We start from the raw sequence: 15,399 nt of genomic DNA, 5'->3' as shown, positions 1-15,399 counted from the left end.
GTGGTGACTCCCGTCCCGTCGGCGCGGGCGGACCGCCCGCCGAGGCGAGGGATCGTGCGGCTCGCAGGTTCATCGGCGGGCGAACACCACGTAGTCGTCGAGGTACTGCCAGACCGTGCCGACCTCGGCGAAGCCGGCCGTGCGAAGGGCCGCCAGGTGGAATTCCAGTGAGGCCGGGGCCTGCGGCGGTCGGTCGGCGAACCGCTGTTCCCGCTGGGCGGCCAGCCCGGCCAGCTCCGGGTGTCGGGCCGCCTCGGCGTACCAGGCGGAATAGGTGAGCGCTCCGGCGGCGAATGTCTCCTGCTGCACCTGCGCGTCGTGCCGACCGGCGATGTCGCGCAGGGCGGGCGCCGACTCGTCGTAGCGGAGGTGGTCGGCGTTGAGCAGCACACCACCGGCGGGCAGCAGCCGCGCCGCGGTGGTGTAGACCCGCAGCAGTTGCTCCGGCGCGAGCCAGTGCAGTGCCGTCGAGGTGAGCACGGCGTCGACTCGCCGTCCGGCCAGCGCGTCCTCCCAACCGTCGGCCACCAGGTCGACGTCGTGCACCTCGACCCGTGCGGTGTACCGGTCCAGGGCACGCCGCGCTACCTGTAACAGGATCGGGTCGTAGTCGACCGCGATGGCGGTGGCACGTGGGAACTCGGCAAGCATCCGGTCGCTGATCGCGCCGGGACCGCAGGCCAGATCCAGGATGGTCGGGTCGTCCGGACAGTGCAGCCGCAGCACGTCGGCCATCGCGTCGAACCGCAGGTCGCGGTGGGCCACGTACGCGGACTGCTGGTCGTTCCACAGTTCGAGCAGGCGCCGGGCGGCCGACTGATCCAGTGCCGCGACCGAGGTGCCGGCCGGCGGGGTCATCGTGCGGTCCCGTGCAGGTTGGCGCCGACCAGTTCCGCCGCCTGGACGCTGCGGATCGACGGATCCATCGACGAGCCGGGGACGGTGACGAACCGTCCGGCGACCACCGCGTCCAGCTTCGACGTCACCGGGTTGCGACGCAGGAAGTCGATCTTCGACTGGGCGCTGTCGCCGTCGCCGCCCCTGGTCAGATCGGCCAACACGATGACGTCCGGGTTGCGCTTGGCGATCTCCTCCCAGTTGCCGGCGGGCCACTTCTGGCTGGCGTCGGTGAACGCGTTGCGGACGCCCAGCAGCGAGCTGATCGCGTCCGGAACCCCACCGTGCCCGGCCACGTATGGGGTGTGCGTTCCCGAGTAGTACCAGAGGAGTGACGGGCCGGCGCTCGGCGTGGCCGTCGGTACCGAACCCCGCGCGGCGTCCAACCGACCCTGCTGGTCGTGGATCAGCTTGTCGGCCCGCTCCGGGACGCCGAAGACACCGGCGATGTCGCGGATCTCATCGAAGATCCCGTCGAAGGTGACCGTCTGGGTGGTGTCCGCCGGCTTCTCGCAGGCGAACTCGGACAGGTACGCCGGTACGCCGAGCGTGGCCAGGTCAGCGCGCGGGCCTGCGGCGTCCGGAGCGTACGCGGAGGTGTAGGTCGAGTAGACGAAGTCCGGGTTCGCGGCCCGGACCGCCTCCCGCGACGGGTAGAGCTTGGCCAGCACCGGCACCTTCTCGTACGCCGGGCGCAGCTCGGGCAGCACCGGGTCGGTCTGGTAGCTGGTGCCGACCATCCGGTCGGCGAGACCGAGGCTGAGCATGATCTCGGTGGCGTTCTGTTCCAGCGCGATCGCCCGCTGGGGTGGCGCGGTGATGCCGACGGACAGTCCGCAGTTGGTCAGGTGGACCGGGGCGGCCAGGTGGCCCTGCGCGGCCGGTGTGGCGGCTCCACCGTCGGAGCACCCGGCGGCGGCCAGCACCAGACACAGGCCAACCTTAACGGAAACGGTTTTCATAAGCGGGAACATATCAACAGCGCCTCGGCGGCCTGGCAGGCGGGGGTGCGGTGCGCCAACCTGCGCGGACTCCGCCGGGCGTTCCGGCCACAGCCCGGCCAGGTCGACGCCGACGCAGTCAAGGGTGTGACCCAGCTTCCGGGTCACACCCTTGACGCACCCACCGGCCGGACGGCGCACCGCTGACGGTCGCCGCCCCCGACCTAGGGTCAGCAGCCGACCCGGCTGGACCCCACGGCGACGTCGTCGTACCAGAGGGTGTCGGCTCCGCCGCCGTAGCTCTCCCAGCCCAGCTTCAGGTCGGTGAGCTGCGGCCGCCAGGTGCGGTTGTACCACTGGCCGTCGATGTCGTGCGTCGGCGAGCCGTCAGCGGTCAGCCCGGCAATGGCGGCGCCGTCCACCCAGGTACGCAGCTGACCGGCGGCACCGTCCACCATGAACTCGACGCAGGTCCACCGGTTGGTGGGTAGCGGCAGGCTCTGCGCCACCCCGGCCGGGCTCTGCTCGGGCAGGGTCGCGTCGTCGGAGGCGCGGTTCCACTGCAACGCGCCGTTCTGGCCACCCAACCGCAGGTCCTTGTTGCTGTCGGCGGCGTCGGCCATCGCCATCATCGTGGTGTGTTCGGTGGGCTGGGCGGTGGTGTGCCGGACCCAGATCCGGCCGTAGCGGACGTTGCCCACACCGCTGAGGTTCTTGGTGGACCTGATGAAGACGTGGTTGCAGTACCCGGCGGCACCGTTGATCCGGACCGACCGGCTGCCGCTGTGCGTGGTGGCCGTGTCGATGGTGGCGGTACCGGCGCCGGAACAGTCCGGGCTCACCACGGCCCAGTCACCGGACGGCGTCGAACCGCTCTGGCTCTCGAAGCCGTCGCAGAGCACCGCGCCGGCGCACCCGGTCGGCGGCTCGGTGGTAGGCGGCGGGTCGGTCGGCGGCGGGTCGGTCGGCGGGGGGTCGGTCGGCGGGGGGTCGGTCGGCGGGGGGTCGGTCGGCGGCGGGGTCGTCGGCGGTGGGGTGGCGCCGTTGCACGGGACGCCGTTCAGGCTGAACCCGGTCGGCGCGCCAGCACTGGAGGCGTACGTGCCCTGCAACCCGAACTCGGTGGAGCCGCCGGCCGGGATACTGCCGTTGTACGACGCGTTGCGGGCGGTCACCGTCGATCCGGACTGGCTGACCGTGGCGTTCCAGCCGCTGGTGACACGCTGGTCCCCGGCGTACGTCCAGGTGACGGTCCAACTGGAGACGGCGGTGTCCCCCGGGGAGACCTTGACGGTGGCGGTGAATCCGCCGGGCCACTGGTTCGGCGTGTAGTCGACCCGGCAACCCTGGGCGGCTGTGGCCGGGCCGGTGAGCACTGCCGCTCCGGTGGTGGTCGCGGCGGTGGCCAGCGCGGCGACGACCAGCAGGGTCGCGGCGGGGCGGGCACGGAAAATCGTCATGAAGGGTCCTTCTGCCATCAAGCTGAGCGGAGGCGGTGCGGCGGCGCGTCCTGGACGGACGCGGTGCGGCAACGTGCCCTGGATGCGGCGCGGCGGTGCGCCACAGCGACCGGTCGCGCGTACGACCGAAATGCCCGGCTCGGGGTGGACCTGTCAGTCGCCGACGGCCCGGTCCCCCGGACCCCGGCGGCGCCCACCCTCAATCTATTGACGAATGCCTATTGAATCAAGCGCGGGCGACACTCCCCTGCGGCATCGATCTTGCACGTCCAGTTTTCGGCATAGGCTGGATGCCCCTTGCGTCGGGACAGCAAGTGCAAGATCGCAGCGCAGGGACATGTTTCCAGGGCTGCTTGCAACCTCCGGGCGGGCGGGCCGAAGTCGTACGGCCGTGACAGTCAGCGCAGAGAGCAGAGCGGCGACAGAACGAGTCGCACTCGCGTCACCGACTCAGGCGGTCGCCGGGCGGAAGTCCATGCCGTTGGTGCCCGGAAACAGGCCAGCGCGGTAGCTCATGTCGGCGTCCTCGTCGACCTCGAAGCCGATGACGGCGCGTGTGAATGGCACGTCGACGTACACCGTGACGGCGATGTCGGCCAGCCACCTGTCGAGTGGGGCGCGCCAGGTCAGCGACTCGACGCCGCTACGGTGATCGAAGGGGAAGCCGCCGGTCCTCTCGTCCGCCCGGGCGAGCGCACCGAGCGGAAGGTACAGCTCCAGGCTGTCGATGCCCTCGCACCTGGTGGTGTAGCTGCCACACACCACCCGCCCACCCGACGGCAGAGTGAGCGTCCCGCGCAGGTGCCCGTCCACTGCGAACGCGTCCGCGCCGGGGGTCACCTCGACCAGGTCAGCCCCGACGCGGCACTCGTCGACGTCGGCGGCCCGCCACAGGGAAGCCACGGCCCGATCGAGTCGGGCGTCATCGGCTGCACCGAGGATCAGGATCAGCTCGTAGAACCCGCCAGTCCAGTTCTCGGGATCTCTCAGGTCATCGGTGGCGGCCACTCCTTGACGATCCACCATGGCGACTGCGGTGTCAGGCGGATAATCACGGAGTCCCGATCATCCGAGTTGGAGGTGTGCATGCGCGTCATCCGCATTCTGCCCAACCTTCCGGTGGCTGACGTCAGCGCCGCGAAGGGCTTCTACACCGACTTTCTCGGTTTGAGCACCGAGGCGTTCAGCCTGGGCTGGGTGGCCCGCTACACCTCGTCCGACCCCGACGTGGCAGTGCAGCTCGTCTCCGGCGACGCGACCGCACCCGAGGACTCGGTGATCAGCGTGCAGGTCGACGACGTGGACGCCGCCTATGCCGAGGCACAGCGGCTCGGCTACGAGATCGTGCACCCGCTCACCACCGAGCCGTGGGGCGTGCGACGGTTCTTCGTCCGCGACCCGGACGGCAACGTCATCAACGTGGCGGCGCACCGCTCCTGAGGCGATCCGGACAATCCCGAGGGATTGACCCTTACCGACGGCCGATGTTAACTGCATATCAACGATGTGGATCGATGTTCATCCGGTTGGTGTCAAGCCAGCCTGGTGGCATCACTCCGCGTCGTCTCGACATCGCCCTCGTTTCGGCGGACGTGGGCACACCGGGCACTTCCTCACAAGGAGCCCTGCATGCGCAGACGCGCCATCAGCACGCTCGCCGTCGCCGTCGCCACCGGACTCACCCTCGCCGCCGGGGCGGTGACGGTGGCCTCGACCCCGGCCGAGGCCGCACCGCTGGGCAAGGTCCTGGTCTTCTCCAAGACCGCCGGCTTCCGGCACTCCTCCATCCCGAACGGCATCGCCGCCATCCAACAACTCGGCGCGGCGAACGGCTTCACCGTCACCGCCACCGAGGACGCGGCCACCTTCACCACTGCCAACCTCGCCCAGTACCAGGCGGTGGTCTTCCTCAGCACCACAGGTGACGTGCTCGACGCCGGCCAGCAGGGCGCGTTCGAGGCGTACGTGGCCGCAGGTGGCGGCTTCGTCGGAGTGCACGCCGCCGCCGACACCGAATACGACTGGCAGTGGTACGGCGGGCTGGTCGGCGGGTACTTCGCCTCGCACCCGGCCACCCAGCAGGCGACCGTACGCGTCGAGGACCGCTCCAACGCCTCCACCGCGCACCTGCCGTCGACCTGGACCCGCACCGACGAGTGGTACAACTACCGGACCAACCCCCGCTCCGCGGTGAAGGTGCTGGCCAACCTCGACGAGTCGTCGTACACCGGTGGGTCGATGGGTGGTGACCACCCGATCACCTGGTGCCACAGCTACGGCGGCGGACGCTCCTGGTACACCGGCCTCGGCCACACCGAGCAGAGCTACGCCGACCCGAACTTCACCCGGATGCTGCTCGGCGGCATCCAGGTGGCGGCCGGGGCGGTGGCGGCCGACTGCCGGTCGGAGCCCGGCTACACCCCGCTGTTCGACGGCAGCCAGGCCAGCCTCGGGCAGTGGCGGCAGGCGGGTCCGGGCGGCTTCACAGTGGCCGACGGCACCCTCACGTCGAACGGTGGCATGGGGTTGCTCTGGTACCCGGTGCGCACCTTCGCCAACTACTCATTGAAGGTCGACTGGATGATGCCGGGCGACGACAACGGCGGGGTCTTCATCGGGTTCCCCGATCCGCAGGGCGACCCGTGGGGCCCGGTCGCCGCCGGTCACGAGATCCAGATCGACGCCACCGACGGCGACCCGACACGCACCACCGGCAGCGTCTACAGCTTCCAGGCACCCAACCAGGCCACCCGCGCGGCGGCGCTCAACGCGCCCGGCTCGTGGAACACCTACGAGATCGGGGTGCACGGCCAGCGGGTCGAGATCTGGCTCAACGGCGTCAAGATCAACGATTACGTCAGCGGCCGGTCCATCACCAACGGCTACATCGGGTTGCAGAACGACGGCGCCGGGATGGACATCAACTACCGCAACGTGCGGATCAAGACCGACGGTCCGAGCGAGCCGCCCGCCACCGACCTGGCCCAGGGCCGGCCGGTCACGGCCTCCAGCGTCGAGCCGGGCAGCGCGCACGCGGCGGCCAACGCCGTGGACGGCAACACGACCACCCGCTGGGGCAGCGCGTACGCCGACCCGCAGTGGATCACCGTCGACCTGGGGGCCTCGTACGCGATCAACCGGGTGCGGCTGGCCTGGGAGACGGCGCACGCGCGGGCGTACCAGGTCCAGGTGTCGCCGGACAACGTGACCTGGTCGCCGCTGCACAGCACGACCGCCGGTGACGGCGGCGTCGACGACCTCACTGTCACCGGCACCGGCCGCTACCTGCGGGTGTACGGCACCCAACGCGCCACCCAGTGGGGTTACTCGCTGTGGGACCTCAACGTCTACGGCACCGCCGCCGGCGGCAGCCTGCTCTCCCGTGGTCGGCCGGTCACCACGTCCAGCGTGGAGCCGGGCAGCGCGCACGTGGCGGGCAACGCCGTGGACGGCAACGCCACCACCCGCTGGGGCAGCGCGTACGCCGACCCGCAGTGGATCTCGGTGGACCTCGGGGCGTCCCGCACCCTCGACCGGGTACGGCTGACCTGGGAGGCGGCGTACGCGCGCTCGTACCAGATCCAGGTCTCCCCGGACAACGTCACCTGGTCGCCCGTGCACACCACGACCACTGGCGACGGCGGCGTGGACGACATCGCCATCTCGGCCACCGGCCGCTACCTGCGCGTCCAGGGCACCCAGCGGGCCCTGCCCGCGTACGGCTACTCGCTGTGGGAGCTGGAGGTGCACGGCAGCTGAGCGCGAGCCCTGGCTCACGTACAAGTAGCGAGCGGACCGGGCCCGTGTCTGTTCGGATCGTTAGCTCGTGTCCCACCTTGATGGATCGCGGCCGACTCGGGGGCACAAACCGTGCCCCCGAGTCGGCGCGACAATCGGCAGCCCGCTACCGGCGGCCGGACTTGACGCTCACCTCTACTACTGGTCAGGCGGGTACGAACTGCCACTGCTGGTTGGTCCCGCCGTTGGCGGTCCACTGCACGACCTGCGCCCCGTCACTGGTCGAGGCGGCCGAGACGTCGGCTACCAGTCCGCTACTGCGGGCGACGATGGTGTAGTAGCCGTTACCGGTGGGCCGCAGGTACCACATCTGGTTGGTGCCGCCATTGGCCGACCACTGCTGCAGTTGCAGGCCCGTCGTGGTGCTGCCGGCGTTGACGTCGAGCATCTTTCCGGAGGCGGTGTAGCGCAGGGTGTAGGCGTCCTGGGTGGTGCTGATCGTCCAGGTGGGGGTGCCGCTCTGCTGGACCGCCTTGGCCCCGTCGGCGGTGGAGTTGCCGGCGATGGCGAGGGGCTTGCCGCTGTTGCGGTTGACGATGCGGTAGGTGCCTGCTGCGGGCCCGGTTCCGCCACTTCCGCCGAGGTTGAGGTACTCGACCGCGTCGGTGAAGACGGTGCTGCCGGACTTCGTGGTCGACAGTTGCAGGTACACGCGGCTACCGGTGGCGGGGGCGGTGAAGGACACCGGTTGGGTGACCCGTGAGCCGAGTGGGATGGTCAGGTTGCTGCTGCCGGACGCGACGACCGCGCCGGTCGGGCTGTCGAGCCGGGCGGTCCAGGCGAAGTTCACCGAGGTGTTGGTGAAGTCGTCGTTGAACACGGTGATGTTGCGGGTCACCGTGGCGTTGCGGGCGTAGGTGGGTACCGCCTGCGCCAGCGGGAAGCTGCCGTTCGAGTCCGAATTGCCGGAGGCGGACCAGTACGGGAGGTCGACCGCGGCCACCGGGTTGAACGCCGCCTGCACGCGCTGGATCTGCGGGTTGCTCCACGGGTCGGGCAGGTTGTCGACGCCGTAGATGGGGTGACCACCCTCCTCCGGGGTGAAGTCGGTGCTCCGCACGCCGGGCACGACGCTGGCCCAGGCCGACAGCAGCGTGTACGGACGCAGGTCGGTGGCGCCCTTGCCGCGCTTGGCCAGGGTTGCCGTGGCGAACCACTCGAAGCCCTGCTTGTTGTTGCATGCCGGCCAGATGTACTCGCCCTCGCCGTCGGGCCGCCCATTCACGGTGATCAGGCCCTCGCCGTACCTGCCGAAGCCGTCGACGTAGTGCGGGATCACCGCGAAGTTGGCGTACGTCATCCCGGGATACAGGCTGACATTCCCGCCGACGCCCACCTCGACAATGATCGGCCGGGTGCCGTCGGCGCCGTTCATCGCCGCGTACAGGTCCTTCTCGAACTGCTCGGAATCCTGGCCGCTCTGGTTCGGCTCGTTGTTCTGACTCCAGCGGATGATCGCGGGGTGGTTGCGGTCGCGCAGGACCAGCGCACGGGCGTGGTTGATCATGTTGTCGCGCCCGACGGAGTTCTGCCACTCCTGCGAGGACTGGGAGCCGCGAATCGCGACCTCGTCGATGATCATCAGGCCCATCTCGTCGGCGACATCCAACATGTACGGGCTGCCGGGCTCCTGGTGGATGCGCACCACGTTGTAGTTCAGCCGCTGGTAGTTGTCCACCGCCTGCGGCCAGCCGCCGTTGCCGGACGACGGGGGCAGGAAGCCGGGCAGGGTGTGGTACGCGTCGCCCTTGCCGCCGTTGTTGATCCGGTCGTAGTCGGCACCCTGGAGGTTGTCGCCGCGGAAGTTCACGCGCACACCGTTGAGGTAGTAGTAGTCACCGTTCTGGGTGGCCTCCCGGAACCCGAACCGGTACTCGGCGTCGCTCGTCCGGCCGTCGTCGGTGACGGCATGCACCGTCAGCCCGTGCAGCTGCGCCCGGTACCCCGACCGGTACGGCACGTTGGGCCACCAGTACGAGGTGCTGTCGAGGTTCCACGCGACCGGCCCGACGGTCACGGTCACGGTCGAGCGGGCCGCCACGGTGACCGTGCGGCTGGGCAGTGCCGGGTAGCTGAAAGCCGTTCCGTTGTTCGACGACAGCGACCCGGTCAACGTCACCGACCGGGAACTGCCCGACGTGTTCCGCACCGTCACGTCGTAGGTCATTGTCTTGTTCGCCACCGACGTACGAACGAATGTGTCGCTGACGTACACCGCCGGGTACACCCGCAGGAACGCTGACCCGAAGATCCCCTGCGGTATCGCCTCGGACCACGTGGCGGCGTCGGGCACCAGGTACCGGCCGTTGGATGCCTTCAACGCGCCGCGGCCCTTCACGTTCACGCTGATCGTGTGGGTGGTGCCGGGCGCCGTGTACGCGCTGATGTCGAAGTTCGACGGGGTGAACGCCGTCGTCTGGGTGGCGACCACGCGGCCGTCGACCGACAGTGTCGCCTGGTGGTTGACGGCGCCGAACTCGATCCAGGTCGACTGCGGCTGCCCCGAGTCCGGCACGGTGATGCTGCGCGAGTACACCGCCTCGTTCACGTCGGTGAAGCCCTGCTTGTACCAGCCGCCACCAGGTACCGCGATCGTGGTCGCCGCCCGACCCGCGGGCGTGAAGTTCCACGTCCCGGCCAGGTCGACCGAGGTGATCGCGGCGTTACCGGCCGCCACACCGTCAAGTCCGGCGGCCGCGACACTCTGCGTCGCGGCCAGGGCCGACCCGGGGGGCGCCAGGGTCAGGCCACCCAGCGTCAGGGGCAGGGCGAGCGCCACGGTCGCGGCCAGCCCTCTGGCCAACGCCGACAATCGGCCACCCCAGCGGACGTTCGTACGATGCACGGTTACCTCCTGTGACTCGTCCGCCAGCTCCGCAACACCGGTTCAGGGCACAGCCTCAAGGCCGAGACTCGAATCGATTCGACGAATGTGCCGGCGTCGCCGACCACCCGGGAAGGATGGCTGCGGCCCAAATACATAGATATATGTATATATAGGTGTATCGAGCGTGAAGTCAAGGTTTCGAGACGGTTACTTCCTGCTCCGGACGCCTCGCAGGCTTCGAGTGGCCGCCGATGAGTACGACAGTTCCGGAGTGCTAGGAAATCACGCTCAGGCATTCGTGTCCCCGGCCCACCGACGCGGCACCGATCGAGTAGCGAACCGATTCGCCTCCGCGCGGCGCCCGGCAGCGTGACACGCTGAAGGCGTGGACAGCACTGTGGTCCTCGGTGAAGTCGGCGGGCGGCCCGACCTGACTTGTCCGGTTCCAAAATGGAGTTAGGGTGCTGCTAAGGGACGTGCTTCACCAGCGTCACGGGCGGGTTACGGCTCTTGATGGCGCGTGCCTGATTGCGTAGACATGACTGCGCAATCATACAAGACTATGGCCGGCGATGGGAGGTGCCGTGACGCGACTGGCGAGGCCGGGTGGAAGCCCTCCGACGCCGCGCAGCGTGGACGTCGCGCGGCTGGCCGGCGTCTCCCAGAAGACGGTGTCCAGGGTCCTCAACGACGAGCCGTATGTCTCGGCCGACGTGCGCCGGCGGGTCCTGGACGCCGCCGCGGAGCTCGGCTACCGGCGCAACCAGGCGGCCCGGGCGCTGGCCTCCGGGCGGACCCGGTCGATCGGCGTGGTGACGCTCGGCAGCGCCTTGTACGGGCCGGCGTCGTGGCTCATGGGCATCGAGCGGGCGGTCCAAAAGGTGGGCTACACGCTGCGGGTGGCCACCACGATCGAGGGTGACCCGGGCGGCATCGCGAGCGCCCTGGCGTCGCTGCTGGACCAGGGCGTGGACGCCGTCGTCATCTCCGAGCCGATCGACGAGGGCGTCGGCCTCATCAGCGTCGACGTGCCGGTCCTGGTCCTCGGCGCGCCGCCCACCTTCGCCGCGCCGCAGGTGGTGACCGCCAGGGTCGGCGCGGGCCGGCTCGCGCGGGCCGCGACCGAGCACCTGCTGGAGCTGGGGCACGCGACCGTCCATCACCTGGCCGGCCCGCAGCGGTGGTATTCGGCACGGGACCGTCTCGCCGGCTGGCGCGAGGCGCTGCGAGCCCACGGCGCGGACGAGCCGCCGGTCGTCGAGGGCGACTGGTCGGCCGCGTCCGGCTACGCGGCGGGCCGGGAACTGGCCGGCGACGGCACCGTGACCGCGGTGTTCGCCGCGAACGACGACATGGCGATCGGTCTCATCCGCGCGCAGCTCGAGGCCGGACGCCGGGTGCCCGAGGACATCAGCGTCGTCGGGTTCGACGACATCCCGGTCGCCGCCTACGTCACTCCCCCGCTCACCACCGTGCGGCAGCCGTTCGACGAGGTCGCGCGGCAGGGCCTCGCGCTGCTGGTACAGGTCATCGAGAAGCCGGGCGTCGAGCTTCCACCGGCGGCCGACCAACCGGTCGAGCTCGTCGTCCGCGCCTCGACGGCGCCACCACTGCCCCTGCCGATCCCGGAACGTGGCCGCCGAGCGAGCCGTCGCTGAACCTTCTGAAACACGCCTTAGCGCAGTTCCACGATCCTGGCCCGGGTGTTGGCTGGCGCATCGGGGTGACCGCGCTCGACGTCGGCCCGGACGTCGGCGACGGTCTTGCCGGCCAGCTCCCGCCGCCAGGCCAGGTCGGCGCCCCGCATGGCGTGGGCGAACGCGCAGGACTGTCGATAGTCGACGCCCGCGTGCTCGCCCGGCCCCCTGCTGAGGATCTGGTCGCACTGGAACAGTTCCTCCGGGCCCTCGATCGCGGCCACGATGTCCAGGAGAGAGATCGCCGCCGGGGCCCGGGCCAGTCGGAAGCCGCCGCGCGGCCCCGAGGTCGACGTCAGGATTCCGGCCCGAACCAGGGTCTGGAGCTGCTTGTTCAGGTACGCCGGCGGCAGCTCGTAGAACGCGGCGAGGGTGCTGGTCGGCACCGGGGCATCCAGCCAGCTCAGGTTGAGGCACGTGTGGAGGGCCCATTCGACGCCCTGGCTCATCCGCATGGTCCTGGACTCTACCTGTCCAGAATCTGGGACATCGGACACGATCGCTAGCGCCGACGGATCCTGGACATCTAGTGTCTAGATATCGACGCACGATCAAGGAGCCGACAATGACTTTGGTACGCGCAGCCCAGGCAGAGGTTCTCGACAGCGACCCGGCCAGCGTGATCACGCTGCTCCTCGACCCCGAGCACACCGGCGGCGCCCTGACCAGCAACCGCACCCTGCTCAAGCACGGCACCGACGGTGCGCCGCCACACCTGCACACCCACTCCGGTGAGCTGTTCTTCGTGCTCGACGGCGCCCTCGAGATGCTCGTCGGCGACGAACTGCACACCCTCCACAAGGGAGACGTGGTCTTCGTCCCGGAGAACACCCCGCACGCCTTCGCCCCCGCCGACGGCCGGAACGCCGACTTCCTCGTCGTGATCACCCCCGGCAAGCCCCGGTTCGACTACTACCGACTGCTCGACAAGGTGCACCAGGGCGAAGCCACCTGGCAGGAAGTCGGCGAGACCCAGGACCGCTATGACAACCACTACGTTGACAGCCCGTTGTGGGCTGGCCGACGCGGCTGACCGGCCCGACCTGTTCGTGCAGAAGTTGCCCCGTCGGCGCGGGTGGTCCACACCGACGGGGCAACGACTGTGGCGCTACCTCTTGGCGATCCTGATCGTCGCGCTGCGGTAGTTGTTGCGCCTGTCGCTCTTCGTCGGATCGTAGTTCTTCTCGATGTTGCCGGCGCTGTCGACCGAGAACCAGTTGAACGTCGTCGTCTCGGTCACGTGGAACACCTGCCCCGGCTCGCGGAACTCGGTCGCCGCGTAGCGGGGCGACTCGAGGGTGGGCCGGCTACCGTCGGTCGTGTAGTAGATGGTCGCCGGCTCGCTGGTCTCGAAGCGCACGTCGACGGGCCCGGAGTAGCGCCCCGCTCCGGGGACCAACTGGGACGTCGGGTTCTTGTTGTCCCTGCCCCAGTCCGCCGCGACCCGGAACATCTCCATGATCCCGTTGGCGTACTCCATCGTCTCCGCGTGACCACTGACGAGCTCGGGGTTTCCGTCCCACTCCGGCTGGAACGAACCGCCCTGCCAGTCGCCAGTGGCCGGGTTGTAGACGGAGCCGCCGACCTCCCAGCCGAACGCGTAGATCCCGTAGGTGTGGTAGAGGTCCTCGCGTACGTTGCCCGCCGAGGAGTAGAGGACGTCGGACGAGCCGCCGACGTTCTCCGGCGTGACGACGGTTTCCCGGTGCGCCTTGACCTGCGACAGGATCCGGGCCGCGGACTGCCAGTAGAACGCCTCGTCACCCAGCGGCGGACGCGGCGTGGTGATCCGGCCGTCCGCGATGTAGGCGCCCGGCTGCCAGAAGAGCTGACCACCGTTGGAGTGCACCGACATCATGAACTTGATGTTCTTGTACTTCTCGACCAGCCAGATGATGTTCTTCGACTCGGGCTCGGACAGCTCCTCCGGCCCCTGGTAGGTGTCGCTGACGCAACTGGTCGACGCTCCCGCGTAGCCGTCGTGCCCCGACCCGACCCGGTAGTTCCGGTTCAGGTCCACGCCCCAGGAGTTGCGTCGACCCGGATCGGCGTTCGCGTCCGGGCAGTGGTTGGTCAGGTTCCGGCGCTGGGAGGCGAAGTTGTAGAAGCTGTAGTTCGCCCCGTCGGGATTGTTCGACAGGATGAAGAAGACGTCGGTGTTCTCGACGATCTTCTTCGTCTCCCGATCGGACCGGTAGTTGTGCACCAGACGTTCGGCGGACTCCAGACTCGTCGTCGCCGGCACCCACTCCCGGGCGTGGTCCTGCGCCTGGATGAGGACACCGGGTTTCTTCCCGTCACGGTGCTTGCCGATCCGCAGGACCGGGATCGTCACCGGGCCTCGCGGCACCTCCCCCGCCGGCGCCCCGACACGCTTCTGGTCGAGGAAGTCGGTCAGCGCGACAGGCCCAGCCGTCGGCGCGACGACCCCGGTGCCCGCATTGGTGCGGTACGGGTGCGACCTCTCGATGAGCCCCGCGGAGCGGGTCCGCAACGCCTCGGCCACCTCGGCAGCCGTACTCGCCGGCGCGCCGGAGGCATCGGTGCCGAGCAGGACACGGACCGCCTTGCCACTGACCTCCACCTCCAACGGAAGGTCCGGGTCGGTGCGGCCCACAAAGTCCACAGTGATGTCGTTGCCGCCCTCGTGACCCCATGCCGTCGAGGTGACGACGACCGCCGCCTGCCCCGTGCCGCCGATCTGGGCCTGCGCCTTGCGTTGGTACCCGTTCGTCTGGTTCGGCAGGTAGACGATCTCGGCGATGTCCGGGTACTGGCGGGCGATCTCCTTGGCGCGGCTGTAGAGCTGCTGCGGGTGCCGGTAGCCGTCCACGAAGTCCGACTTGTAGGACGGGTTCGCCGTCAGCGGCGGCGGGGCGTCCTCCAACCAGTTGGAGACGACACCTGTCGCGACGCCACCTGTGGAACTCGTCAGCCTGATCTTGTTCGGGCGTACGTCGAGCTTGAACAGGTTCCGGTGGAACATGTACTGCCCGGAGTCGACGAACCGGCTCATCGTCCGGGCGAAGCCGAACGGCGTGCCCCTGCCCGAGTCGTTCTCCAACTGCATCCCGACGATCGGGTCCGCCTGCTGCCCCTCGGTGGTCCGCGCCTCGACGTAGAGGAAGCCCTGCCCCTTTGTGGTGAACCAGTCGGCGCGCACGACGCGTACCGTCGCCTCGTGGTTCGCCGGCTGGGCCGCCCGCGCGCTGGCCGCGCCGATGCCGCCGTCGGCCTCGTCGCTCCAGGCGAAGCCGGCGTCGTCGTCGAGCACCTCGACGCCCATCGCCCTGAGTTCGGTGACCTGCTCGGCGGTCACCACCGCCTCGCCCTCGATGCCGTTCGGCACGCGCCGGAGGCCGTGTTCGAGGTCGAAGCCGGCCGCGGCCACCCGGTCCAGCATGTCGGCGCCGGTCAGCCTGAGGTGTACGAGGCGTACCGACTCACGATCCTCGGGCTGGGATTGGCTGGCGGCGGCTGGCGGCCCCGTGGGATCCGCGCCCGCAGGGCCGGTCGTCACGAGGATGCTGCCCACCAGGGTGGACAGCGCGAGCAGCGCGATGCGCCGTTGTGATCGCCGCATTCCCCCTCCTTCTGCCTACGACGGGTGATTGCCGGCGGACCGGTCCGGTGAGCGTATGCGCGTTCGCGGATTCAGTGCTTCACGTCGATCGAATTTGAGCATTCCTTGAGCCCTGGGCCGCCGGTCCCCCGGCAGAGGGAGCACCTCCCCTTCTGTCGGGGAGGAGAGCTGAGCCGCAGCCGGCAATCGTAGGTCC

General features: G+C 69.5%; 11 protein-coding genes. 4 read left to right on the top strand and 7 right to left on the bottom strand.

The features are described 5' to 3' along the window. Positions 1–69: 69 nt before the first annotated feature. The 4 genes from IW248_RS05795 to IW248_RS05780 form a co-directional block, all read right to left on the bottom strand. Complete coding sequence (locus IW248_RS05795; RefSeq protein WP_196926002.1) at positions 70–858, bottom strand: class I SAM-dependent methyltransferase; 789 nt, start codon at positions 856–858, stop codon at positions 70–72. Beyond that, entirely contained in the window at positions 855–1,859 is a 1,005-nt protein-coding gene (locus IW248_RS05790; protein ID WP_196926001.1) for an ABC transporter substrate-binding protein, read from the bottom strand. Before IW248_RS05790 ends, IW248_RS05795 begins: the two co-directional genes overlap by 4 nt. A gap of 209 nt (positions 1,860–2,068) precedes the next feature. Continuing rightward, positions 2,069–3,298, bottom strand: coding sequence for a cellulose-binding domain-containing protein (locus IW248_RS05785; protein WP_196926000.1), 1,230 nt, complete (start codon positions 3,296–3,298; stop codon positions 2,069–2,071). Positions 3,299–3,748: 450 nt separating this feature from the next. Next, entirely contained in the window at positions 3,749–4,306 is a 558-nt protein-coding gene (locus IW248_RS05780) for a hypothetical protein (RefSeq protein WP_196925999.1), read from the bottom strand. Between the two features lie 78 nt (positions 4,307–4,384). Here IW248_RS05780 and IW248_RS05775 point away from each other — a divergent pair, with 78 nt between their 5' ends. After that, positions 4,385–4,738: a glyoxalase superfamily protein gene (locus IW248_RS05775; protein WP_196925998.1), complete on the top strand. Its 354-nt coding sequence runs from the start codon at positions 4,385–4,387 to the stop codon at positions 4,736–4,738. Between the two features lie 189 nt (positions 4,739–4,927). Further along, positions 4,928–7,057 (top strand): ThuA domain-containing protein, encoded by a 2,130-nt coding sequence (locus IW248_RS32900; RefSeq protein ID WP_196925997.1) that lies wholly within the window; start codon positions 4,928–4,930, stop codon positions 7,055–7,057. Between the two features lie 184 nt (positions 7,058–7,241). Here IW248_RS32900 and IW248_RS05765 read toward each other — a convergent pair whose 3' ends face one another. Next, positions 7,242–9,941: an RICIN domain-containing protein gene (locus IW248_RS05765; protein WP_196925996.1), complete on the bottom strand. Its 2,700-nt coding sequence runs from the start codon at positions 9,939–9,941 to the stop codon at positions 7,242–7,244. Between the two features lie 566 nt (positions 9,942–10,507). Here IW248_RS05765 and IW248_RS05760 point away from each other — a divergent pair. Continuing rightward, a complete protein-coding gene (locus tag IW248_RS05760) occupies positions 10,508–11,581 on the top strand; it encodes a LacI family DNA-binding transcriptional regulator (RefSeq protein ID WP_196925995.1) in 1,074 nt (357 codons plus the stop codon). 17 nt (positions 11,582–11,598) lie between these two features. On the opposite strand, the gene IW248_RS05755 is transcribed toward IW248_RS05760, so the two are convergent. Continuing rightward, entirely contained in the window at positions 11,599–12,075 is a 477-nt protein-coding gene (locus tag IW248_RS05755; RefSeq protein WP_231396196.1) for an RrF2 family transcriptional regulator, read from the bottom strand. Between the two features lie 110 nt (positions 12,076–12,185). On the opposite strand from IW248_RS05755, the gene IW248_RS05750 reads away from it, so the two are divergent. After that, positions 12,186–12,653 carry a cupin domain-containing protein gene (locus IW248_RS05750; protein ID WP_196925994.1) on the top strand — a complete coding sequence of 156 codons (468 nt, stop codon included), beginning with the start codon at positions 12,186–12,188 and terminating at the stop codon, positions 12,651–12,653. 75 nt (positions 12,654–12,728) lie between these two features. Here the strand turns inward: IW248_RS05750 and IW248_RS05745 are convergent, their stop codons facing one another. Then, entirely contained in the window at positions 12,729–15,203 is a 2,475-nt protein-coding gene (locus tag IW248_RS05745) for a M14 family metallopeptidase (RefSeq protein ID WP_196925993.1), read from the bottom strand. Positions 15,204–15,399: the final 196 nt, after the last annotated feature.

The organism is Micromonospora ureilytica (assembly GCF_015751765.1).
In the GTDB taxonomy this organism is placed as follows: Bacteria; Actinomycetota; Actinomycetes; order Mycobacteriales; family Micromonosporaceae; genus Micromonospora; species Micromonospora ureilytica.
Note: the sequence above shows the minus strand (reverse complement) of the source record. Positions and strands in the feature narration are given on the sequence as shown.